13 protein-coding genes and 1 pseudogene are annotated in these 24755 nt (G+C 55.6%); 10 read left to right on the forward strand and 4 right to left on the reverse strand.

The window, feature by feature from the left end; all coding sequences use genetic code 11:
* Positions 1-32: 32 nt before the first annotated feature.
* The gene (locus CCHOA_RS10425) at positions 33-1904 is read right to left on the reverse strand and encodes a phosphoenolpyruvate carboxykinase (GTP) (protein ID WP_123930414.1); all 1872 of its coding nucleotides are present in this window, start codon (positions 1902-1904) and stop codon (positions 33-35) included.
* A gap of 930 nt (positions 1905-2834) precedes the next feature.
* Here CCHOA_RS10425 and CCHOA_RS10430 point away from each other — a divergent pair.
* The 5 genes and pseudogenes from CCHOA_RS10430 to CCHOA_RS10445 all read left to right on the forward strand — a co-directional run bounded on the left by CCHOA_RS10430 (position 2835) and on the right by CCHOA_RS10445 (position 9868).
* Positions 2835-4496 (forward strand): anthranilate synthase component 1, encoded by a 1662-nt coding sequence (locus tag CCHOA_RS10430; protein WP_123930416.1) that lies wholly within the window; start codon positions 2835-2837, stop codon positions 4494-4496.
* 75 nt (positions 4497-4571) lie between these two features.
* Positions 4572-5228, forward strand: a pseudogene (locus tag CCHOA_RS10985) (glutamine amidotransferase-related protein); the annotation flags it as partial.
* Positions 5229-5327: 99 nt separating this feature from the next.
* Positions 5328-6356: an anthranilate phosphoribosyltransferase gene (gene trpD / locus CCHOA_RS10435; protein ID WP_377739538.1), complete on the forward strand. Its 1029-nt coding sequence runs from the start codon at positions 5328-5330 to the stop codon at positions 6354-6356.
* 734 nt (positions 6357-7090) lie between these two features.
* Entirely contained in the window at positions 7091-8662 is a 1572-nt protein-coding gene (trpCF, locus tag CCHOA_RS10440) for a bifunctional indole-3-glycerol-phosphate synthase TrpC/phosphoribosylanthranilate isomerase TrpF (RefSeq protein WP_245992140.1), read from the forward strand.
* Between the two features lie 771 nt (positions 8663-9433).
* On the forward strand, positions 9434-9868 hold the full coding sequence (locus tag CCHOA_RS10445; RefSeq protein ID WP_164472478.1) for an ATP-binding cassette domain-containing protein: 435 nt from the start codon (positions 9434-9436) through the stop codon (positions 9866-9868).
* 314 nt (positions 9869-10182) lie between these two features.
* Here the strand turns inward: CCHOA_RS10445 and trpA are convergent, their stop codons facing one another.
* The 3 genes from trpA to CCHOA_RS10460 form a co-directional block, all read right to left on the reverse strand.
* Positions 10183-11025, reverse strand: a complete 843-nt coding sequence (gene trpA, locus CCHOA_RS10450) for a tryptophan synthase subunit alpha (protein WP_123930425.1) — start codon at positions 11023-11025, stop codon at positions 10183-10185.
* Entirely contained in the window at positions 11022-12284 is a 1263-nt protein-coding gene (gene trpB / locus CCHOA_RS10455; protein WP_123930428.1) for a tryptophan synthase subunit beta, read from the reverse strand. Before trpB ends, trpA begins: the two co-directional genes overlap by 4 nt.
* A 2824-nt stretch (positions 12285-15108) precedes the next feature.
* Positions 15109-17259 carry an MMPL family transporter gene (locus CCHOA_RS10460; protein ID WP_123930431.1) on the reverse strand — a complete coding sequence of 717 codons (2151 nt, stop codon included), beginning with the start codon at positions 17257-17259 and terminating at the stop codon, positions 15109-15111.
* Positions 17260-17323: 64 nt separating this feature from the next.
* Here CCHOA_RS10460 and CCHOA_RS10465 point away from each other — a divergent pair, with 64 nt between their 5' ends.
* The 5 genes from CCHOA_RS10465 (at position 17324) to CCHOA_RS10485 (ending at position 24526) form a co-directional block, all read left to right on the forward strand.
* Positions 17324-18298, forward strand: a complete 975-nt coding sequence (locus CCHOA_RS10465; RefSeq protein ID WP_123931195.1) for a bile acid:sodium symporter family protein — start codon at positions 17324-17326, stop codon at positions 18296-18298.
* A 2643-nt stretch (positions 18299-20941) separates the two neighbouring features.
* The gene (locus CCHOA_RS10470) at positions 20942-21265 is read left to right on the forward strand and encodes a hypothetical protein (RefSeq protein WP_123930433.1); all 324 of its coding nucleotides are present in this window, start codon (positions 20942-20944) and stop codon (positions 21263-21265) included.
* 176 nt (positions 21266-21441) lie between these two features.
* Positions 21442-22356: an oxygen-dependent tRNA uridine(34) hydroxylase TrhO gene (gene trhO / locus CCHOA_RS10475; protein WP_123930436.1), complete on the forward strand. Its 915-nt coding sequence runs from the start codon at positions 21442-21444 to the stop codon at positions 22354-22356.
* A 209-nt stretch (positions 22357-22565) separates the two neighbouring features.
* On the forward strand, positions 22566-23990 hold the full coding sequence (locus CCHOA_RS10480; protein ID WP_164472479.1) for a site-specific DNA-methyltransferase: 1425 nt from the start codon (positions 22566-22568) through the stop codon (positions 23988-23990).
* A gap of 254 nt (positions 23991-24244) precedes the next feature.
* On the forward strand, positions 24245-24526 hold the full coding sequence (locus tag CCHOA_RS10485; protein WP_123930442.1) for a DUF2200 family protein: 282 nt from the start codon (positions 24245-24247) through the stop codon (positions 24524-24526).
* Positions 24527-24755 lie beyond the last annotated feature (229 nt).

The raw sequence follows: 24755 nt of genomic DNA on the forward strand, positions 1-24755 counted from the left end.
CTGCATGCGGGACAAGGGAAGCAGTCACTGGACTACTTGTCGTTTTCCAGATCTTCCTTGATACGGTTGTGTGCTTCCCAGATGCGTTCCGGCATATTCGGGAACTGGTTGAGGTGCTCCTCGCGGGAAGCCATTTCCTGCATCCAGCGATCATGATCGATGGTGAGGATAGCGTCCAGGTCTTCCTTCGAGCCCTTGAAGCCGGTGAGGTTGAGCTCTTCCGCCTTTGGAATATAACCAACCGGGGTCTTGGTGCCTTCCACTTTGCCGTCTTTAAAGTCGAGCATCCACAGCAGGGCACGCAGGTTATCGCGGTAGCCCGGCCACATATAGCGGCCATCCTCACCACGCTGGAACCAGTTGACGTGAGCGAAGATCGGCATCGCCTCGTCGCCGCCCTTTTCCTTCACCTGGTCAAGAATGTTCAACCAGTGCTGGCCATACTTGCCTTCCGGATACGCCATGAATGGCCGCATCGACATCGGATCGTAGCGCAGCTGGCCGGCAACCCCCTCTGCAGCGGCAGTTGCTTCCGCCCCGAGGGTCAGGCCGTCGTAGACACCTTCAGCTGGATCACGGAAGGCGCGGATCAGCGGTTCACGGTCGCGGACACGGCCACCAAAGATGATCGCGTCAATCGGCACACCCTGTGGCTCTTCATAGTCAGGGGCAATATTTGGCACATTCGACAAGGTGGTGGTGAAGCGGGAGTTCGGGTGTGCCCACGCGTCTTCCTTCTTGCCGGACTTTTGCTTCTCGACGGGACGGTCAGCGATACGCTCACCCTTCCAGTCCAACCAGCCGTCAACATCCTCAGGGAAGTCTGGGGTGAGGCCTTCCCACCACACGTCGTGGGTCTTTTCGTTGTAGGCCACGTTGGTAAAGATTGCCCCCGTGCCAGGGCCGATTGCCTCAATAGCGGTCGGGTTGGTGTTGGTGTTGGTGTCTGGTGCCACACCGAATGCACCATACTCGGGGTTCATACCGTAGAGACGGCCATCTTCGCCGACCCGCAGCCACACAATGTCGTCACCGTAGAAGTAGACGTTGTAGTCTTCCAAACCTTCTGGTGCCAGGGTCATTGCCAGGTTGGTCTTGCCGGAAGCCGACGGGAACCCACCGCAGACATAGCGCTTCTCGCCGGTCTTCTTGTTTTCAATGCCGATGAGCATGAACTGTTCAGCCAAGAATTCACCCGATGCCCAGCCGTCGTAGCAGGCCTGCCGCAGACCGTGCGCAATCTTGCCGAGCAGAGCATTGCCGCCATAGGAGGAACCAAAGTGAAGGATCGTCCGATCGTCAGCAACGGTGGCGAAGCAACGCTGATCGTTGTCGGTGCCTTGGCCAAGGTTTTCAATGTCACCGGTGACGTGCACGGATCGTTCGAAGTGTGCTGGATCTTCCAGATCGGAGAGATAGTCGATACCAACCCGTGCCATGCGGATCATCTGCAGGGCAACAGAGCGGTTGTCGGTGAGCTCGACACCTGCCGCCCACTTGGCAAACGGGGAGTCCTTCGGGCTCATGAGGTAGGGGAGGACATACATGGTCTTGCCCTTGTATGCGCCCTTCATCTTCTCCAGCTGGGAAGCCTTAATGGTTTCCGCGTCACGCCAGTTGTTGTAGGCGCCCTTGTCCTCTTCCGAGTGGGTCGCTACCACCGTGCAGGACTCGTTGCGGGCAGTGTCCTTTGCATAGGAGCGCGAGTAGTAGAGGTTGTCACCTGCTGGCAGCATTTCGCCATCGGCGAGGCAAGCCTCAAGTAGTCGGTCATTGTCCTCCGCGGTGATGACCTCGATGGCCTCCGGCTCGAGAATTTCTACCCATTCCTTGACGAAGTCGACAATGTGGGAATTGTCTACCCCTGCTGCGGAAAGGATTTCAGAAACATTTAGATCGGACACTGATGTTTTCCCTTCTCTGGCCGACGGTGAGCTGCAATATGCTGCGCAACCAAACAAGATGTTGGGTGTCTTGGTATCGGTTGTGCCACCAAGGGTTGGTGTGCGGATGGTTCACGCCGCAGGTGGTGTGAATGTCGGCCAGCTGTGAAATTTGGTTACCGTGTTCAGAGGTTACCAGAGACACCCCTAGCCTCAGTTGCAAATTGCAAAACTTTTCCAGCGTTCTACCCAAATAATCGGGGGGAGTTCCCCCACCACCTCCCCCCGCTAACGTCACCGGCGCCCACCCCCTATTGGTGCGACTATTTTCGCAGATGACATGCTTATTTCAGGTCACAGGCTTACACCGTTGCGGATTTTGTCAGGTTACGCTCGACGGATGCGGAAGTAGCTGACAGCTTCACAACTCCACTCCCCCCATTGACAGCATGTTTCACCCCAGAATGCAAGCTTTCCACATGAATCTCACACTGTTATTTCAACCACAGGATGCGGTGGGTGGTTGGTACTCATGTCGCCGCTGCACACAGCACCGCCGCGACCCTGTTCTTCTTACGGCTGACGGTGCATAACCCCACTCTGGCATTGCGGGTTGTCTAACCGCAGTCGACTCCCCGCCATCGACCAGCGGTGTCGACGCACGACCCGCACAGGGCACCTGCTAGTTTTGTTACCAGCATCATGAACCCTGTGCTGTTGGTTCTCTTCGACTGGTGTTGATGGAATTGGCTTGCTGCCGTTGACCGGGCAGGCACTATAACCACACCAGTGACCACTGCACCTGGGTGCAGCACTGGGCATGTGTACTGCCGCAGCGTTGCGCTGCCCAGTGGGGTAGTAGCACCGGGGTTCAAGATCGTGAACATACACGCCGTAGCTGGCAGCAGATGAGTGCGGTGGCTACGTCTTGCAGAAGGTGATTTTCCTGTTATGACCGATGATCAGGTAACAATCCAGCCCGTCTTTGCCGCGGCGACCATTGCCCATAGTGCGGATGCGGCCAAGCTGTTTGCTTGGGTGGGCGGCACGAAGTCCACTGACACGGTTCTGCTGGAAAGCGCCGATATTGCTTCGAAAAACTCCTTGCAATCCTTGCTGGTGGTGAAGTCTTCCCTGCGAATCACCTGCCGCGGCCAACAGGTCACCGTCACACCGCTGACCCGCTCCGGGGAACACATCGCTGCCTATCTCGACGGGAAGCTGATAGCTGCTGGTATCAGCAGGAGCACCACCGCCACCGATCTCGCTGGCGGTACAGCACCCTTTGGCCAGGTGTATTGCTACGATTTCCCCGCTGTAGAGGAAGTCGACGAACGCAAACGGCTCACCGCCACTTCGACGCTGCTGCCGCTGAAACTCCTGCAGCACGACGAGGCGCTGCGTGACGAGCAGCAGCAATGGCCGCTGATTGCCGGCGGGTTTGCCTTTGACTATCTGGAAACCTTTGAAACCCTGCACGAGGTGCCCCAGCAGGCAAACACCTTCCCCGACTATCAGTTCATGCTCGCGGAGATCGTGATCGGCATTAACTATGAAACCCAGCAGGCTGTTATCCGTGCCACTGGGGTGGATGCATACGCCGACGAACTCACCGACTCGGTGACCACGCTCGCTGCGAAGTGTGCAGAGTTTGCAGCACAACAACCAGCCACCGAAACCGCCCCGGATGCGTCTTCCAGCGCTGCACAGAGCGCTGACGATGCATCAATACTGGAAGTGTCGGCCACTATGAGTGATGCCACCTTCTGTGACCATGTGCGGCGGCTGAAAGGTCATATTGATGCCGGTGACGTCTATCAGGCGATGCCTTCCCGCGGATTCGTCACCACCTGCCCGGATGCGTTTGCCGCCTATGGGCAGTTAAAACTCAGCAACCCCAGCCCGTACATGTTTTATGTGCGCGGCATCGCCGAAGGGGAAGTGTATGAACTCTTCGGTGCCTCCCCAGAGTCGAGCCTGAAATATTCGGCAGACACCAACCAGGTTGAGCTGTATCCTATTGCGGGCACGATGCCCCGCGGGCTGGATGCTTCCGGGCAGATCAATCATGAACTTGATATTCGCGCTGAGTTGGCGTTGCGCACCGACGCGAAAGAACTCGCCGAACACACCATGCTTGTCGATTTAGCACGCAACGATCTTGCCCGGGTGGCGCGACCTAGAACCCGGCAGGTTGCGGAATTGTTGAAGGTCGACCGCTATTCCCGGGTGATTCATTTAGTAAGCCGGGTCACTGCCCAATTAAGCGATGATCTTGACGCGCTTGACGCCTATCGGGCATGTATGAACATGGGCACCCTCACCGGTGCACCGAAAATCATGGCCACCAATTTGTTGCGTGACACCGAACAGCAACGTCGCGGCACCTATGGTGGTGCAGTGGGGTATCTCAAAGGCAATGGCGATATGGACACCTGCATTGTGATCCGCTCCGCGTTTGTCACCGGTGGCCAGGCGTTAGTGCAAGCAGGCGCCGGGGTGGTGCGGGATTCCATTCCGCAGCGGGAAGCTGATGAGTCACTCCATAAGGCGTGGGCGGTACTTGCAGCGCTTGCTGCCGCGCAAGGCAAAACGCTGCACGTTACCCGTTAACAGGTCACCGTCCCGGTTGGAACATCACCTGGCAAGACCAGCGAAATCATCATTGAAGAAAGTTGCGTACACGTCATGAATGACCAATCCACGCCGACCACACTGCCGGATCGGCCGGTGAAGGTGCTGCTCATCGACAATCAGGACTCGTTTGTTTATAACCTGCTCGACACCTTTGCCGACCAGGGCTTTGAGTGTGTCGTTTACCGCAACACGGTTTCCGTGGAGCAGGTGCTGGCGACTGACTGTGACCTGATTTGTTTGTCGCCAGGTCCGGCACATCCACGGGAGGCCGGCAACATGATGGCCATTATCGAGGCGTGTATCTCCCGGGTGCCGATATTGGGTATTTGTCTGGGATACCAGGCGCTGCTTGAACATTTCGGCGGCAGGGTGATTCCTTGCGGCCCGGTGCACGGCACCACCGATTCGATGTTGTTGACCGATGCTGGGGTGGAGTCTGGGCTTTTTGCTGGGTTGGAAGATCAGGTTGATCCTGCTGCCTCCTGCACCACCACCCAGCTGGTGCGGGTTGCCCGCTACCATTCGCTCGGCTGCCGCTTCACCCCACCGGGGATTGTGTCACTGGCTGAATGCGATTCCGAGATCGGACCGGTCACGATGGCTGGAATGACCGTGGATCATATGGCGCTCGGTTTACAATTCCATCCCGAGTCGGTGTTAAGCCCTACAGGTCCGGCGATCCTCAGCCGGGCAGTGGAGCTGCTGCTCCAGGCAGCGAACACCACTGCTGCTGCGCCGAATAATCAGCCGTCGGTGAGCCAGCCAGCAGCCCACCCGGTCAATCCGGAATCGTCAGATGATCCACAACTGGCAGCCCAGCAGGCACAAGCCAGTGCGCTGTTGCGGGAGTATCTCACCATCACCAAACCGACTGTGGCACAGGCACGCAATGTGTTTGCACCACTGACGAAGGGCTGGTTCTCCGACGCAGAGATCGCTGCCCTGCTCGTCGCAATTAATACCCGGGGTGCGACTGCGGAAGATATTGCCGGGGCGGCACAGGCGTTTGTTGCCAAAGCAACCCCGCTGCCCACCAGTGGGGAAGGACTGGTCGACTGTTGCGGCACCGGTGGTGACGGGGCGAAAACCATTAATGTTTCCACCACTGCCGGGCTGCTGGCCGCCGCCATGGGTATTGCAATGGTCAAACACGGCAACCGGAGTGTGTCGTCACAATCGGGTTCCGCGGACGTGCTGCAAGCCTTAGGCATTCCTCTTGATCTTTCCCCCGAGCAGGCTGCGCAGGCGGTGCGGGAAAACAATTTCGCCTTCCTCTTTGCGCCCCGCTACCATCCGGCGATCGCCCATGTAATGCCGGTACGAAAAGCCCTGGCAATCCCTACGATCTTCAATATTTTAGGACCCCTCCTTAACCCTGCAGCACCTTCCCTGCAGCTCATGGGTATTGCCGATCCGGCACAAGGCCCGGTCATTATTGAAGTGTTACGCCAGCTTGGGCGGAACCGAGCCTTGGTGGTGCACGGCAGTGGTATCGATGAGATTGCGGTGCATGGAGCAACGACCGTGTGGGAGCTGCACGCTGATGGAACAACCAGCTCCTATGAGCTCACCCCGGAAGCGTTGGGGTTGGAACGCTACGAACTTAGCGATCTTGTCGGCGGTGACGGGGAAACGAATGCCACCATCACCAAAGCGATTCTGGCCGGTGACGGTACACCTGCGCAACGAGCTGCTGTCGCCGCCAACACTGGCGCCCTGCTGTATTTAGCTGGTAAAGCCGCCACCCTCGCCGAGGGTGTGCAGCAGGCTGCTGCCTTTTTAGATAGTGGGCAAGCACTTGCCACCATGGATCTGCTTGCCGGCGCCAACAACTAACCATTACCGAGGTAATCTCCACTCAGCAACATCCACCGGCTGCCCCGCGAACAAAGGGGCAGGCGGTGGATCGTTTTCTTCCGCCTTGCTGGGTGTAGCCAACTGGCGTCCCCCGGCACAACCAGGGTTTGCCAAGCGGTCGTGTTCTTGACGGGCACTGCACTATTTCACCGGTGCAGGATCCCAGCACCTGCACCATCACTTGTTTATCTTCACGTCCACTATCACCTGCACTTTCGCCACAACGAGAAGCGGCGAAATTTCTGCGCACTTTTATCAGCAACGATATATCTGTCCTTTATCGAATAAAGCAGTAAGGGCGCGACGTGCGTGGCTACTGCTCAGCGGATCTCATCCCAGCCCTCGCGAAGCATCCTTGTTTGCCTATCATGTTTGCCATGATCCCCGCCCCAACACTGAGATGCTACTGTCCGATACCTAACGGATGCGTGGGCTGGTGGTGGTTTCATGCGTACCGGTCAATGTGACCGACAGACCCTCCAAGGTCGGGCACTCAGGCAGGACACTCTTCCCCCTGATGGTTAAGCGCCTGGCCGTTAGCGGACGTTGGGTGCGTTGCGGATAACGGACGTTGGGTAGCTATTCGAGTCGTTTACAATGAGTGGGTACAAGTCTGCTGGCGGCAATCGTGGAAATCATCAACACTCCGGAGTTTTCGTTGCTTGCCCTTGCAGCCCTACCGATTGCTCACTGATTGCAAAGGATACCGCTGTATGTCCGGCTCAATGCCAACTGTGCTCGAGAATATTGTTGCCGCCCGCCGAGGCCATTTGGCCGGCATTGCGGATCAGCTTCAGGGCGTTGACCTGCAGGCACTCCCACGCAGCACCCGGTCACTCTACGACTCACTGCGTCAATCAGACCAGCACAGTTTCTTGTCTAGCGAGGGCACAGCAACCGGTGCGCCGCAAGATGCTTCCACCCAATCGGATCGCCTGCCGCGCGGCAATATGCAATTCATTATGGAATGTAAGTCGGCATCGCCCTCCTTAGGTATGATCCGCGAACATTACCAACCCGGCGATATTGCCCGTATTTACTCCCGCTATGCGGCAGGTATCTCAGTGCTGTGCGAGCCGGAACGGTTCGGCGGCTCCTATGATCATTTGGCGACCGTTGCCGCATCGACGCATCTTCCAGTCTTGTGCAAAGACTTTATTATCGACGAAATCCAGGTTTATGCGGCACGCTACTTTGGTGCGGATGCTATTTTGCTCATGCTTTCCGTGCTCGACGACGACACCTACCGTCGGCTCGCTGATCTTGCCGCAACCCTGGGGCTCGATGTGCTCACTGAGGTAGTCGACGAAGCGGAAGTTGCCCGCGCCACCGCTTTAGGCGCAAAGATTTTCGGTATTAATCATCGCAATTTGCATGACCTGTCGATTGACCTGGGCCGGTCAGCACGGCTCGCCCCACTGTGTCCGCCGGATGCGGTAGTGGTGGCCGAGTCTGGTATCCGGAACCATGATCATGTGCAGCAGCTTGCCGCACCGGTGAATGGTTTTCTGGTGGGAAGCCAACTCACCGGCGAGCCTGATGTGGATCACGCCTGTCGCGCCTTGGTGTTCGGCGAGCACAAAGTGTGTGGTTTGACCAGTGGATCTATGGCGCAAGCTGCTCGCGCCGCGGGTGCCGTCTACGGGGGGCTCATTGTGGAGCCTGCATCGCCAAGGGCTGTGTCTCGTGACCAAGCAACAGCAATTATGGGTGCGGAACCAAATTTGCACTATGTTGCAGTGACTCGTCAGCCCAGTGGTTGGGCTGACGTCCTGCCAGCCGGGGTGCACGCCATCCAAATCCACAGCCCACTTGGGACACCTGCCGAAGAGCGGGAACTTGTGCAGGCCGCCCGGAAGGAACTCGCCCGTTGCACTGCATCGCAGAATGCTTCCCAATCTGGTGAGGCCACCAATAATCCCGACACCACCATTGCTGTGTGGCGGGCGTTACCGATGAATGATCCTGCCGCGGCAGCAATTGCCACCATGCTGGTGGAAGAGTCGTTAGTGGACATGCTGGTGCTGGACTCCGGGCAGGGTGGTACCGGCACCGCCTTTGACTGGAATACCATTCCGGACTCGGTGAAATCACACTCGCTCTTAGCCGGTGGAATTGGGTTGGAGAATCTTCGCGAAGCGCTGGCAATTGGGTGCCGGGGTGTCGACTTAAATTCCGGTATGGAATATGGCGCTGCCGCCGGGGAGCATCGCTATGCGAAAGATCCCGGCAAGCTCCTTAGAGCATTTAGCGTTATTCGCCGGTTCCACCCAAGCGCTCAGTAGGCTGAACCTTCCCACTCCGCGGGGGAGGGGAGTGGTTGGCCTAGCCCACCCGAACCCATAGCGGTTGCTCCACGAACTCCCTTAGCCTGTTCTCCTGAGCTCCCTGTCCGTACGTTCCTAGCCAACCAATCCGGGGTGCGATGTTTCACGTGAAACATCGCACCCCGCCGTCTTTCGCGCCACCTGCCATAGGTGGCAGGTGGCAAGAGATGCGGTGGAGGTACAGACGTAGAGTGCAGCCACAGGGCAGTATTGCGCTGCCGCATTCATCCAGGATTTCGCTTCTTCCATGCTTCGTTGGCTCACAGTGATCCGCACAATTGGCACAATATATGGGGTTTGACGCTGTTTACCGCAGTGACACTGGTGCGGCGGTATCGGGCACCGATAGGCGACGAAAAAGGCATGACAGTTCTCCTGCCATGCCCATCTTCGCTTGGCCAAGACTGACGATGCTTCGCCGCCTTACATCGGTGCACTGTGCTCGTTGGCGCCCAGACGATCAACAGTAAAAATCACTCCCGCACAGTGGCGCAGTGCATAGCTTGGTTGATAGTCGGCGATGGTGATGCTTGGTAGATAGTCGGCGATGGTGATGCTTGGTAGATAGTCGGCGATGGTGATGCTTGGATGAGTGTAGACCTACACGGGGTAGCTTTCGGATATGGTCGCAGACAATACTGTCGAAGGTGACGCTGCAAAGCCGGAACTAGTGAGCGGATGTGTCTAGTTGACCCCAATGGCAGTGGCAAAACCACATTGATACAACTCGTGAGCGGCCAGCTCAACCCGGCAGATGTCGAATTGTTCACCGCTGATCATTTGCTCATTACTGGCGGCAATGATGCTGGCAAAACCACCCTGGTGGAATGGATTGCGGCGAGCGTCCCACCTAGTACCGACGCCCACGGTGCAATGACTGCGCCCGGCACTGTAGGGTTTTGCCTCCAATCCCTCCATAACCGGAATTCCCCGGTGACCGATACCGTGCTTGGCGACACAGGGAAAGGGTGGATTTATCCGCGACTGTTTCAGCAACCACTGCGGGGACTCTCGGACGGCAATCGTCGACGCATGATGCTTGCTGCTGCCTCTGCCAATAATCCGACAATCGTCATCATCGATGCACCGACGAACTACTTGATGTGGAGACCGATAAGCAACTGGAGGTCGCACTGCGCATTTGGCCAGCACTCTTTATCCTAACGCCCCATGACCAGTGGCTTATCGACCACTGGGAGGGCTAAACATTACACCTCACCGCAGTCGAGCAATCGTCCGCCGACGCAACACTGTGAGATGCTTTGTTTCACGTGAAACAAGGCATGTTCCGGCATTGCCACAGGCTTCCGCCCGGGAAGTAATGCACAGCACAAAGCGGGGCATTGTTTCACGTGAAACAATGCCCCGCCGATGATGAAATTGAGCAAACGCCTGCAGCAGGATCCGGATGCTTTCCCGCGAGCAGGATTATCCGATCTGACTTCGAACAAAGCCCGTAACCGCGCTGGACGTTGACCCTAATTACGCCGCGTCGCGGCTTTCATCGCTTGCACGAAGCTGGTGAGTTCATCGGTTAGGGCCTGCGGGTCAGCAACAGTACGAACAGCAGGATGTTCACCGGTGAGATGCTTGCCAATAATCCGCACTATTGCCGAACCGCTGATAGCACCTGCAGCACCAGCCTCCACTGCATCGCGCACATGCTGCGGTGTGGAGATACCAAATCCCAACAGCGCCGGTGCACCCTGGAAACTGTGCAAATAGTCCACTAGTTCCCGCAGACCAGTGGTGGAAGCAGCGGTCTCCGCGCCGGTCACTCCGAGCCGGGATACGGCATAAATATAACCGGTGGAATGTGCTGCCACACTGGCAATAGTTGCCTCGCTGGCACTTGGGGGTGCGATGAAGATTTGATCGATTCCGTGTGCATTAGCTGCCTGTTTAAATGGAGTACCTTCCCGCACCGGAATATCGGGGATGAGTACCGAGTCCGCGCCAACAGCGGCCAGGTCGGCATAGAACTCGTCCAATCCACGGCTGAACGGCACGTTGCCATAGATCAACAACCCAATGGGCAGATCAGGGTGGGCATCACGGATACGTTTCACTACGCTGAGTGCACCGCGGAGATCGACACCGGCATCCAATGCCCGAATGTGCGCCTCCTGAATGGTCGGTCCATCGGCAACCGGATCGGTGAAGGGGACACCGAGCTCTAATGCATCAGCGCCGGCGGCAATAAGAGTTTCGATAATCTCGAAGCTGGTCTCTAAATCGGGATCACCGATCATGACGAAAGGAACAAATGCCCCTTCATTGCGGGCTTCAAGTTTGGCAAAGAGCGCGTCGTAACGGGTCACTGGTCTTCCTCCAAGCGGTATTCCGGATGTTCTGCCAAGGTACGTCGAATGTGGTCGACATCCTTATCGCCCCGCCCAGAGAGCGACACCAAGATCACTGTTTCCTGCTTCTTACGTTCAGCTTCTTCCGCTTCTTTTAACGCATATGCCAGTGCGTGGGAGGATTCCAACGCCGGTATGATCCCCTCATGGCGGCTGAGCAACTGGAAGGCTGCAAGCGCCTCACCATCGGTAATACCGACATAACTGGCTCGTCCGGAATCATGCAGATAGGCGTGCTGTGGCCCCACACCGGGGTAATCCAGACCGGCAGAGATCGAGTAAGATTCTTCAACCTGACCGGCATCGGTGCGCATGAGATAGGAATGTGTGCCGTGCAAAATACCGAGTTTACCCGCATAAATAGGGGCACCATGATGGCCTGAATCCAGCCCCTCACCGGCAGGCTCAACACCCACGAGGCGAACATCCTCTTCATCGATGAAGTCGGCGAACATACCAATGGCATTTGATCCGCCACCGACGCATGCAGTAACCACATCTGGGAGGCGACCAATCCGCTCCAACATTTGCGCTTTCGCCTCCTCCGAGATCACCCGGTGGAATTCACGCACAATCGTTGGAAATGGATGCGGTCCTGCCGCAGTACCAAGCAAGTAATGGGATTCATGGAACGAAGCAGTCCAATCTCGAAGCGCTTCGTTAACCGCCTCTTTCAGCGTGCCACGGCCGGCGTGTACCGGAATAACCTTGGCACCCATGAGCTCCATGCGGTACACATTCGGTTGTTGCCGACGTACGTCCTCCGCACCCATGTACACAACACATTCCAGGCCAAGCAAGGCGCAGGCTAGCGCGGTTGCTGTACCGTGCTGGCCGGCACCAGTTTCGGCGATAATCCGGGTCTTACCCATTCGCTTCGCCAATAATGCTTGCCCAATGACCTGATTGGTTTTATGGGCGCCACCGTGGACAAGATCTTCACGCTTCAGGAAAATTCGCGCATAGCCGCGTCCCTTGCCCGGCAATGGAAGATTTGAGCATTCGGTTAGGGGAGTGGGACGTCCAAGATAGTCCTGCAAATAACGGCGAAGTTCTGCCTTGAACTCCTCGTCGGCCATTGCCTCGACAAAGGCGCGCTCGAGCTGGTCAAGTGCCGGAATAAGAAGCTCTGGGACATATTGTCCGCCAAACTTGCCAAAATACGCCGGCAACAGCGTCGACCCGCCACTGGTATCAGGTGTGTTGTTGTCGTTCATCACAATTTTTCTCGTGTTGTTTTTTTCGTGCCGTGCACGCACACAGTCCAGCTTATGAGATTGAATGCCATGCACATCGGTGCGTACCAGCCTACAGCACCCTGCAACCACCCCAATGCATCCCCAGCATGCAACATTGCCCTCACACGCCACCGTCCCAGCATCCGGACAACTGTATCTTTCCGAAAGAAACAGTGAACAGGAATAGAAACGGTGGATACGCAAACCTACAAGCGGTTCCAGCATTACACAAATATACCCAACCCCATCCGCACTAGAAGGTCACAGTGACATATTTAGCTTTCCTATGAGGTGGGCAAAAATTCGGCCGAAAGTCGGCTGTTGCCGTGTATGAGCGCAAGCATCGCCAAACCTGCCCACTCTCTACACGCGCCGGAAGCCGAGTCTTGGCGTCGCGACAAAATACAGCGAACCACTAAAGCAGCGTGGGGAGCCAGCCCTCGGTTCACCTTTTCGCGTTTAACGGTAACCAATAGCTATAAATTGCAGGGTAAAATAACCCACTCAACAAAGTGCGCGCGATACATTTTCACAAAAGCGAAGCGCGGTGAACCTCTGCCGAACCTCAACACGCAATGCAGTATTGCGAACTGCTATCACCCTTCGACGGAAGGCTCATCACACGTTTTGCAATAGGTACCCATGAAAACCTTTCAACAATCCGCACCGCCCCTTCAGTGGAACACTCCACACCCCTTCTTGGGAAAGCTAGCGGTCATTGCAAATGACATCACATGTGCCAAAAAAATCAAGACATGCCGTGCCCGCAATGTGGCTAGCTACAGTCACAAGTTGGTTCGTTACCGCCAATCCAACCACCGAAAAGCCGGACAACCATCGCCGCGGCTACCTTCATCCCGCAAACCGCAAATTGATTCCTCCTGACTTGCTCAATGAGAGTTCTGTGTCGCAGGCATTGCTGATACGACAGTCTCCCATCTCTTCAAAGCCCATAACCGATCAACTCCTAACATCCCTTACGTGAAAACAGTTGGCAGGCAATTACGGCGGAAGCGAGTTTTCTCACCCAATTGTCGTTGGATGCCTGTAAAGGACAGGCGCTCCCGCGCGCTCCTGTCCCAGGCTGGTTTACTCAATCCGCGGCTGCAAAATGGTTGATCTATGCCGCAAGAATTGATTATCCAACCTAATTCGTTGCAGCACAGCGTTCGCACGCACCTGATCGGATTCGCGTCTAGATTCCGCCAGCTGCTGCTCTACTCGTCAGTCACATACTGTCCACCGCTGGGGTAGGGGAGCGGTTTAACGGCGCAATAACGCGGCAAAAGTGGGTTGTGTTTCACGTGAAACAATCACCGGTTCGCGTCAAGTAAGCCCAACGACCCGCACCATTCCTTGATTGGCGAAGCGGTAAAACAATCGCTAAAGTCTCTTCAATTCAAGGGTAAGTCCTCGGTAGCGTCAGATTATTCGTGCGAGGTATTCACCGCCTTGTGGACTCCGATGGGCGCAAGGTGATGGAGTGATTGGGGGTTGCATCGCAACACCATTGGACAACTCGGGACGATGCGTCGACGACCAGCGTGCGACGCAACAGCCGGAAGGTCTGCAGTCCGCCGCTTCAATACAGTGCTTCCAGCGCCCTTACCGCCACAATGTTTCACGTGGAACAAGCAACAATCACTGTTCTACGAAGCGAACACAACAGGTGTGAAGCATTATCGTTGCTGGAGAATCAGACCCGATGTTCTCAGTGCTCTTCATCGCAAGAATGCCTGTGGGCAAGGTGAGTCCACGATTCCCATCGAAAGTCACCGGACACAGCTACAACAGGAAAATGACCCATCGACTCCAGGCTCTGAATCGGCTCCCACCGCAGCAGCACATCCTTCAAGCAGCGCCTGCCTTGGTAGTCGTTTTGCGCTAAGAGGCTGGCCAAATTGCAACCGATTTGGCAACCTTCCAACCTTGTTCATCACTCCCAACTGCGTGGATTAGTCGCAGTTGGTCGCTGCCTCAAACCGACACATGACTGGAAACCACTATCCTTGGCAACCGGGTGCACAGTCGTAAGCCCTCATTGCCACAGCCCACCCTGACCTCATACTGTCAGGGATTGATTCCCCAGGGGACTTTAGCCGCGTTAAGCCAAGTCCCCTCAGCCCTTATCCCACCGCCACGCATCGCTCTTATCGCAGCTGACATCCCTTCTAATGTCCCAAATACAGCTCCCGTAGCCCCGATTACTACCAGGAGGGCTCGTGAGCGTTTCAGAGCGTTGTAGAGCGCCTATCTCGGTCTTTGAACGAGCTTTTGGTGCCAACCCAGGACAAGCTACTGCAGCATCTCCATCCAGCTGCTGCGTCGCGATATGACGTTCTGCCAAACCGTGTTGCAATCGATGAATTCACCAAGCGATGTAGCTTGCTGCTCGAAGCATTCCTATTGGCATCGGAAGGTTGAGATCCCTGCCTGTATGTGAGTGGTGACTAGACACCATATCCAGGCGAAGCCAGGGAGGAACGTCAGACACCGCTACGCCAAGCCCACTGTGCGTTTATCAAAGTCGGTCAATCAACCATTCTTGTGGCGGCCAAGATGCCTCGTTCTTCAACTCACGTCCCGCAAATGCACTTGTGCGGACTTCGTTTGGCCGGATGTGTTTCACGTGAAACATCCTTCCCGGTGGGGTGAGCGGGCTGCCTGATCACCACCGAAAAGTAGGTCGCTGCAAACAGCGGGAGTATAGGCCGCGAAATAGAAAACCCCCAGTTCGTGAAGAACTGGGGGTTGCAGTCATCCATCGTACAAACATGACGTCATCATGTGAGCGATTTGTTGGTTAGGTGTTTGCTGGAGCGTTTCCTGCGGGCGCTTTACCCGGCTTCCACATCGTGTCACCGAGTAGCTCAAATAACGCGGGAACAACCAATGTCCTAACCAGGAATGTGTCAAGCAAAATACCAATACCAACGATGATGCCAACCTGCGTCAAAGTGATGAGCGGGAGCACACCGAGAACAACAAATACCGCGGCAAGCACGATACCGGCACTGGTAATCACGCCGCCGGTAAGACCGACGGCACGAACCATCCCATATTTCGTTCCATGGGTATCGGCTTCCTCTCGGGCACGCAACACAAGGAACACTGTGTAGTCGATACCAAGAGCAATGAGGAACAGCACCGCATACAGTGGCGCTTCGTAGGCTAGACCGGGGAAATCGAAGACGTACTTGGAAGCGAGCGCACCAACACCGAGCGCTGCCGCAGTCGACAACGCTGCCGCGCCTAGCAGGAGCACCGGTGCCACCAGCGCCCGCAGGATCATCACAAGGATGAGGAACACTGCAAGGAAGATCAGCGGAATGACAACCTTCATATCGCGAATCGTCGCATCGCGGGAATCCAAGGTTTGTGCCGGTTCGCCGCCGACAATCGCGGACGGTGCATTCGCCTCAAGATCGGCACGCAACGCGGCAACTTTATCTAGTTGTTCTTGACTTCCCGGATCCCCTGGAATCGCCACCACTAGCTTGGTGAGGTTACCGTCGACGGACTGCGTCGGAGGACCGAGGGGCCGCAGCTGGTTTGCTTCGACTACCGTTGAGGCGGCGTCGAGCTCTGAAGAGTCGACAACAATCTGTGCCGGCCCGGAAGCAGACATTCCGGTTCGTTCCGCCAGCAATGTTTGACCATCTACAGCCTCAGACTGGGTACGGAATTGTTGCGTGGTCGACAAGCCGAATCGGGGCGCTGCAATACCGAATGACAAAGCACCCAACAGCACAACCATAATTGCCAACACCGCGGCAGGCTTCTTCGCTACAGTTTTCGCAACTCGGTAGAACGCGCCATCAGCATCGTTCTCAACAGCATCTGTGTGGCGTGGGATCTTCGGCCAGAACAAGAAGCGCCCGGTGACGGCCAACAGCGCGGGCAACAGCAATAGGCCAAAGCTTAACGCAAATAGCAATCCGATAGCGCTAGAGAGGCCGAGGCTGCGATAGGAAGGAATCGTGGCCGCCAGCAACGTCAACAACGCAATAACCACTGTCAGATTGGAGGAGACAATGGCCGGCACGGTTCCCTTCAGCGAGGCAGCTAACGCTTCACGATGATCTTCATAGCGGCGAAGCTCCTCGCGATAGCGGGACACTAGCAATAGGGCATAGTTAGTGCCGGCACCGAACACCAACACCGAGGTAATCCCCGCGGTGGAACCATCCGCTTGGAACCAGCCGGTGGTTTCGGCCAGCCAACTGGTAAACGAGCTTGCGGCACGATCAGCTAGCCCAATTCCCAACAGGGGCACGAGCCACAGGGTAGGGGATCGGTAGGTCAAGATAAGCAATACCGCAACAACTAATGCAGTTACTGCAAGCAGAGTGAAGTTCGCACCCTTGAATGCTGCTGCCGAGTCGGCGGCGAATCCTGCCGGACCTGATACATAGGCTGTGTCGCCTTCTGGTAGTCGGGTACGGAGTTCCTCCCGCACTTGCTCAACAGCATCGGTGAGGTCGGTGCCGTCAATGTCGCCAGGAAGTTGCACTGCAGCCTGGCCGAGGTTGTCTGCCACCGGAATAAATTGCACCGGGGCGTCACTTGCTGCCAACCCGGTCACATCCAGCGTTTCGGTGACGGCAGCAGCCAAAGTATCCAATTGTGGTGCTACAGGGTTGTCTCCGGTGTCGACGATAATCGTGGCAGCGAGTGTGTCGCTGCCCGGGAATTCGTCACTGAGACTTGCAACAGTTGCAGAATCACTATTGTCTGGCAAGGTTTGCGGCGCGCTACTTGAGTCGTCGGCTTTCAATCCGACGATAAGACCCAACGCGATAGCAACGAACCCGACAATGACTGCCCAAGAAATTGACTTCTTTAAGACAATAGGGGCGAAGAGGGACGGTTTTCGTTTGACAGATGTTTCACGTGAAACATCTGTTGGAGGCACCGCCGTGTCGTGTGGCGGTGAATGATGCGTAGTATGCATGTCCACCAGTGTGCCACAAATTGATACGACCATTCACTTAGGGATTTGCCTCTATGATCGTGGTATGCACGTTCGTTCCATCCCCTGGCTTCGGCGACCCCGGGATCCGCTCATAGCCCTGATACTTGGCGCAGTCGTTGTTGCGATAATTTTCCCGATACACGGTGCTGCGGCCGACTGGTTCTCCATTGCCACGAAGATCGCTATCGCTCTGCTGTTCTTCCTCTACGGCGCACGACTCTCGCCACAGGAAGCACTCAAAGGGTTAACCCACTGGCGACTGCACCTCACGATCCTCGGCTTTACCTATGTAGCCTTTCCACTCATCGGGCTCGGCTTCATGTTGCTGGAGGGACATTGGGCGCAACCGCTCCTTCCCGGACTCGTGTATCTCACCTTGGTGCCATCGACGGTTCAATCATCTGTCGCATTCACTTCCATTGCCCGGGGCAATGTTGCCGGCGCAATTGTCAGCGCATCACTTTCCAACCTTCTAGGCGTAGTGTTCACACCGCTATTGGTCATGCTGTTCATGTCACGGGGTGGGGTGCATATCGATGGAAGCGTTTTTGTCGACATCGCCATCCAACTGCTTCTGCCCTTCGTCCTTGGACAGCTTGCCCGACCTTGGGTGAAAACCTTTGCGGCAAACAAGGGCACCAAGATTGTGGATCGCGGTTCCATCACGATGGTGGTGTATTCCGCATTCTCCGCAGGCATGGTGAACGGAATTTGGAGTAGCGTCTCAGTCTCATCAATTCTGGCGTTAGTGATCTTCTCCATTGTCCTTGTTGCTTTCATGCTGTGGTTAACACGAACAGTCGCTAACCTTTTAGGGTTCCCACGGGAAGATATGCTTGCGATCCAATTCTGCGGAACGAAGAAGTCACTCGCCACCGGCTTACCGATGGCTGCCGTGATCTTCGCCGGACAATCCGTGAGTCTTCTCATCTTGCCGTTAATGGTGTTCCATCAAGTACAACTGATGATGTGCTCGGCACTAGCAAGCCGCTATGCCGCACAAGGCTCGAAGCTATAAAACCTGCGCCCCAATGCAACACCAACACAGAACGCCACCGGATAACCCGGTGGCGATTCTTTTGATCCGGCTATCCGCTACCACACCTCGTTTCACGCGAAACATTCCAGGGATACCGACACCACCCCAGCTAGTGATCCAACGCCAAACCCTTCGAGCAAACTTCGCGTAGTTGACTGGGATGGCTTACTGGCAACCATCAATCCGCCCATACAAAATCTTCAACGTTGTGGCACTGTGAACACCGTTAGAGCCCAGCAGCATTCTCCCCACTTAAGATTCTGTGGGGTAGGGGAGTGGTCAGTAGTCGACCGGAACCAAGACACTGCACATTGGCATCACCAAGTCGCCCAGCAATGCCAGCACACCATAACGGGAATATTGGCCTCTGCTCGCAGCCGCAAGCTCAAGCGGTTACAACAACTGGCGATACTGCTGCCGTCGCCAGGTACCGCCGCTCGGGTTCCTCCAGTGTTGCCCTTCACCGCATCGAAAACCACTCATTCGCAGAGTGGCAAAAATTCTTCCGGCCACGCCAAGCGTGGACAGGTGCGCTAAGCCGGGAGCCCGGTTGCCGGTGGGACAAATATGGAAGTTAGCCATCGGGGAAGACTGAAAAGTTTCACGTGAAACACGACCTGGGTACTTCACTCATTTCGCCCCTCACCCATCCCGTTAATAGCTTCATCTCTAGCCGGACACCTCATTGTTTAGCGGGTTGCTGCCGCCACTTCCATCCGCATAAACAACAAAAAACCCGCTCACTACGCTTTGCGACCGCAATTCGGACAAGCAATGCTATGGATCGCAGGTGCGCCGCATCCCCACATACGACTTACAAATCGAAGTCCACGGTTCTATACGGGTGCCTGCGAACTCCGGTAGTTGGCCATGATGCAAAGCACTTTCAAGGAAGTTGCTCAGTCTTTCCAATTCCGGGACACCACATATCGGATTCCGAAAATTGGTAGGAGCCCACAGGATGCGTCCTCTCCGTTTTGGAGTTGCTCCTGTATCGCCTCAGATCGGTGCGGCTTAAAAGAGTGGGACTTAAGAATTTTTCTGCCTGTTCAACATGCAGAGGACATGCCGGCAACCGTGCGCATCCGTTGAATGTTTCACGTGAAACACAGGTATGGGGAAAACAAAACATCACGGATGAGTTAATCTCAGCCATTATCGAGCACAGACTTGTGTCGACCCTCGTGCTTAGTCGGTCAGCATGAAATACGGATTGAAGGTTCAGCGACGACTGAGTGATCCAATTGTCGCACCTGGTCTTGCGAAACTATGTAGCGAACCAAGTGACCGTCAAACAATGGGAATGGTGAAGGAGGAATGCACACCTTGGGGGAACATCATCCTTCAATCTTCACGCTCGTCCAGGCCACCCAATGACGTTTCACGTGAAACACTATCCGACAAGTCCCAATGCGCCCCCGGTTGCACGTTCAATCTCAATAGTTTCTTTTAAGGGTTTCATTGTTCATAGCCGCTTCACTGATGAAGCGAAGTTGTGTTTGGGCACGCCAGGCGAGAGCAGTCTTAGCCGCCAAGAGAGCACAGCATCGGAGGGGCCTGCACATTACAGACCTGAACGACTGTCAGTAAACTTTCGGCGCGGATGGTGTGGACATTGAATGTTAGTGTGCTGATTGTGCCTGCAAGCGCTGTATGGTCACGAGGTTGGACGTTGTGGCGAGCCGGAATGTTTCACGTGAAACGATTGGAAACTCGAAAGGTTCACCGTTGCGCTCGGAAAGGGGAGCCAGTCGGGTCAACCGCAGGAGGCTATCGATGTGGCGATGTAGGCTTCCGCACACGGCTGCTTAATCATTGTTTCCGTTCCATGTTGCTCGACAGGCATACGTGCACAGGTGCTTCGAGCGCTATCAGCCGTCGCGAGAGTTGGGGAGCTCGGTATCAATGTGGACTAGCAGTCTGATGCAAACATTTTGGAAGTTGTAACTCAGGGAATGGTCTCTTACTTTCGGGCTGTCTATCGTTGCTGCGACCTGTCGTTTGGGGATGTCCGATTGTTTCACGTGAAACAAGGGGAGTGCAGCGGCTCGTGGGGGTTGCGCTTTCAATCAATACCGGTGAGGAGATTGGCCACACCCTTTGAATAACGACTCGGTGTGTGAGCCATGGTGGTGCCGATAAAGGACGAAGACGAACTCTTTCGCGGTTTCCTGAAGTCTGTGTTTGGAGAAAGACACCGTTTTCCACCCGAACCAGTTTCAACCCCTCGCAACAGACAAATGTAGCGGGAAGGGATCGCTAGACACTCGGCAGGAAAACCTTAGTAGAAACCAGAACGGATAAACCGCATTGGATACCGCCATGCGTGGTGTCAGCACCCTGGTACGGCGTGTTGGTCGGTTTGCTGTGGCCGGGCATTGTTTCACGTGAAACCATCGATCCGGAACCGGACGTACGCTACACAAAGTCTCCCGTTCAAGCCGCGGCCACAGTACACAATGAGAAGAACCAGTCGGCGCCTTATGTGTATGCGGGTGGGCGAAAGGTGGCTGTGCACCGGCCAACAACCTTGGCACGATGAGCAACTCAGATTCTTCATGATTTTTCTCGCAACCGACCCATAGGTTCGCAAACAGAGCGACAGTGGGGAACAATGGTGCCATGACTGAAATGATCTACACCAAACTCACCATGGAGATTCCGGAACTGGGAACTGTCGCCCATGTCGCCGAGCTTCAGCCAATGGCAGAGAACACTGGCATGTGCCGGATGGTTCGGCTGATTGAACTCAGCGATGGGGAAGTGCCATCAGGTGGATGGGTTGGGGGAAAGAGTCGTAACCTTGCGACCCCGCCTCAAGAAGTGGTGCCACACCCCGATACGTTTGATGATTTCCCTGAGGTGCAATCCGAGATATTGACGGGTGTCGCCTTCGACGAGTTGTGGGAGCAGATTGTAGCAACTTACCCTGATCTGGCGGACTAGAGACTAATTTGGCCGATTTTTGGTTCACTTCTGACCATGGGACATATTGAGCACCTTTTCGTCACTTGACATATTCATGTTATGTCACTTTGGGTTAGAGCATCGACTCGTTGGCCAAAGGTGAGTGGTTTACCCCACTACATTGCTCAACGAGAATCGGCCTATAATGATCAACCGTGGATAGCGCACGCGAAAAAGGCCAAACTCGAATTCTCCTTTACTACTGCTTCGCTCCAGTAGATGACCCACAAGCTGTCATGCTGTGGCAGAAAACGCTCTGCGAGATGTTGGGACTCAAGGGAAGAATCATCATCTCCAAACATGGCATTAACGGAACGGTCGGTGGTTCGCTCACCGCATGCAAGATGTACACTCGCCGCACCCGCGAATTTGCCCCATTTAAAAACATGGAATTTAAATGGTCACAAGGATCGGCCGACGACTTCCCACGGTTGTCGGTAAAGGCGCGTGACGAGATCGTGGCTTTCGGCGCCCCAGATGAGATCAAGGTTGACGAGCAAGGCATTATCGGCGGCGGTGTCCACCTCAAGCCGGAGGAGCTCCACAAGTTAGTGGAAGAACGAGGCGACGAGCTCGTATTCTTCGATGGACGCAATGCCATGGAAGCAGAGATCGGCAAATTCAAGGACGCTATCGTTCCTGATGTCACTACCACGCATGACTTCATTGCGGAACTTGAGTCTGGAAAATACGATCACCTGAAAGATAAGCCGGTGGTCACCTATTGCACCGGCGGTATCCGCTGTGAAGTGCTCACCCCCCTGATGAAGAATCGGGGCTTTCAGGAGGTTTACCAGCTAGATGGCGGTATTGTCCGCTATGGTGAACGCTTTGGCGACAGTGGCCTGTGGGAAGGCTCTCTCTATGTGTTTGACCGTCGCATGCACATGGAGTTTTCTGATGAAGCCAAGCAGCTCGGCCAATGCGTGCACTGCGAAACGCCGACCAATGACTTCGTGAACTGCCACAATGAAGCGTGCCGGAAACAGACGTTGATGTGTGCATCGTGTGCCGCAGACGAGAAAAAAGCCTATTGCGAACGTTGTGTAGGCACGGCCGCAAATCAGTAAAGCGGCTCACTGCTGCACCGCTTACCATAGGGCGCGACATGCAGATGTGGCGCCCTATTTTTGCAGGCAACAATTTTCGATAATGATTAGCTTTCGGTTCTCTCTTTTCTCTTTCAACCGGTGTCTCATGGCGGCGCGGCACAGTCGGGTGCACTATGACAACGTGTCGCTCCCTCAAGCTTCGTCACACGCGGGTCATACTGGGAATCATGCCGGACTTGCCAGCACCACTCGAGGAGCAATCAGACACAGCCGCAGCACTGCTGCATGTTTTAGCCTCGCATGCACCCGCCGAGTTACGAAATGACCGCGGCGAAGTCGACCCTGAAGCGCTGTGCTGTGCACTCGAGATCCTCGCTGAGCAACAATCCCCCACCGGCGAAGGCTATAGTTTTAGCTGGCCGGGAAAACAGCAGGCACAACAAATCGCTTCACCTGCACAGTTACAGCAGCAATCACGGCTGTGTCGTGCCGACGGTGCCGCGTTCCAGCCTGCGACACCACTGGATCATCATGCGCTCATTGTTGGCGATAACCTCTTTGGGCTTGCCCACTATGAACACTTGACCAGCGAGCAGCCGGAAGTTATCTATATTGATCCGCCATATAACACCGGTGGCAGCATGGTGTATGCAGACTCATTCCACGATAAGCGCCGTGCCCGCGGCACCGAACCGGTTGGGAAACATGCTTCGTGGCTGAGCTTGATGCTGCCGCGGCTCCGCCTTGCCCGGGATATTCTTGCCGATAATGGAGTGATCTATGTCAGCATTGACGATACGGAAGTAGCGCAACTGCGCCTAGTGATGGATGAGCTATTCGGGGTACGGAATCATCTTGCAACCTTCGTCTGGGAGACGAAACGTGCCGCCCGAGGTGTCCCACCAAAACACCTGGTGATGACGAATCACGAATATGTGTTGGCCTATGCCAAACATGCTTCCCACTTCCAGTTTCGGGGGGTGGAACGTGAGATTGACGGCTTTCACAATCCGGATGAGGATCCCCGCGGGCCGTGGCGCTCTGAATCGATGAAAGCAACAGATCGGCGCAGCAATGTTTTCACCATCACCGATCCGGTCACGGGACGCCGCTATACGGGGAATTGGGCATTTACGCAAGAGACCCTCACGGCAATGATCGCGGACAATCGGGTGGTGTTCCCTGCTGATCCGCAGGGCACGCCACGGCAAAAGAAGTTCTTTGATTCTTATCGAAATCCCCGCAAAGCCTTTGTTACCCAACTTGGCTGGTACTCGACAGAAGCTGCTACGAAAGCGCTACAGCGTCAATTCGATGGTGTGCGGGTGTTTGACTTCCCTAAGCCGCAGGCATTGCTGCAATTTTTGCTCAAGCAGGCGACGGATAATGGCATTGTGCTGGATTTTTTCGCCGGCTCCGGATCCACCGCCGAGGCTGTGGTGGCGTGTAATGCTGCCGATGGCGGGAATCGTCGAGCAGTGTTGATGCAACAACCGGAAATATTGCCGGCCGATGCTGCCGCCCGCCAGCTGGGGCTAGAAACCATCAGCGATATCACCCGTGCCCGTTTTGAACGATGTCTTGCGGTCTCGAATTCTGACCGCTCCGGAACCGGTGCGTGGCCGTTGCAAGTATATGAGATAACCTACTAACACAGCTTTAGCCGACAGGTTATCCTTCGCCCTGGGCGGACGATCGGTGTTGCAGTGCATGGTTTACGGTGCTGTTGTGTGCCTGATGGCGCTGGTAGCGTTGCTGCCACCACATCCCAGCTGGTTGCGCACGGCACCCTGGAGTGCGGCTACACTGGGCTGTTCAGCTTACCGAGTGTGTTTCCGCCTATACTTCAACGAGTGTTCCTTACCCGGTGCGCTGGCTGTTGTCGAAGAACAAGGAATGGTGTGTTATGGCCTATGACGTTACTGCTGCCCCGTTTGTCGATATCTATCGGTTGTATCTCGCCAAAATCGAGCGGAAGGGACGCACTGAGGCGGCGCTACGGGCAGCGCTGTGCTGGGTGACTGGTCTGACTGATAAGTCCCTGCAGGAACTTCTCGATGAGGGTGTCTCTGTGCGTGACTTTTTTGCGACTGCACCGATGCCAGAGGAAGCAACCGAGCTGATCACTGGCACTGTGTGTGGTGTGAAACTTGCCGAGGTCACCGACCCGTTGATGTTGGATATTTGACGTGTCGACAAGGTGGTGGACGATTTAGCGAAAGGCCGTGACCTGCCTGCCTGGTATCAGCGCTAGGTGCACGGCTGTGCCTGCTCTGTCTGAGATTACTTGCGGTAAGTAAGCGCCCCGGAGCTGGCTCGGTTCAGTCTGGGGCGCTTGCTTTCCCCATCCAAATTCCCTTATCTGTCGGATACAAGACGCGTCAGATTCCCGACTGGTGAAAACATTGTCTCATTAT

The sequence above is a fragment of the Corynebacterium choanae genome, assembly GCF_003813965.1.
Classification (GTDB): Bacteria; Actinomycetota; Actinomycetes; order Mycobacteriales; family Mycobacteriaceae; genus Corynebacterium; species Corynebacterium choanae.

Excerpts from the sequence above, each read along its gene's own strand:
- CCHOA_RS10430 (WP_123930416.1), top strand. The coding sequence starts at position 2,835 with ATGACCGATGATCAGGTAACAATCCAGCCCGTCTTTGCCGCGGCGACC.
- trpCF (WP_245992140.1), top strand. The coding sequence starts at position 7,091 with ATGTCCGGCTCAATGCCAACTGTGCTCGAGAATATTGTTGCCGCCCGC.
- trpB (WP_123930428.1), bottom strand. The coding sequence starts at position 12,284 with ATGAACGACAACAACACACCTGATACCAGTGGCGGGTCGACGCTGTTG.
- CCHOA_RS10460 (WP_123930431.1), bottom strand. The coding sequence starts at position 17,259 with ATGCATACTACGCATCATTCACCGCCACACGACACGGCGGTGCCTCCA.
- CCHOA_RS10465 (WP_123931195.1), top strand. The coding sequence starts at position 17,324 with ATGCACGTTCGTTCCATCCCCTGGCTTCGGCGACCCCGGGATCCGCTC.
- CCHOA_RS10470 (WP_123930433.1), top strand. The coding sequence starts at position 20,942 with ATGACTGAAATGATCTACACCAAACTCACCATGGAGATTCCGGAACTG.
- CCHOA_RS10480 (WP_164472479.1), top strand. The coding sequence starts at position 22,566 with ATGCCGGACTTGCCAGCACCACTCGAGGAGCAATCAGACACAGCCGCA.
- CCHOA_RS10485 (WP_123930442.1), top strand. The coding sequence starts at position 24,245 with ATGGCCTATGACGTTACTGCTGCCCCGTTTGTCGATATCTATCGGTTG.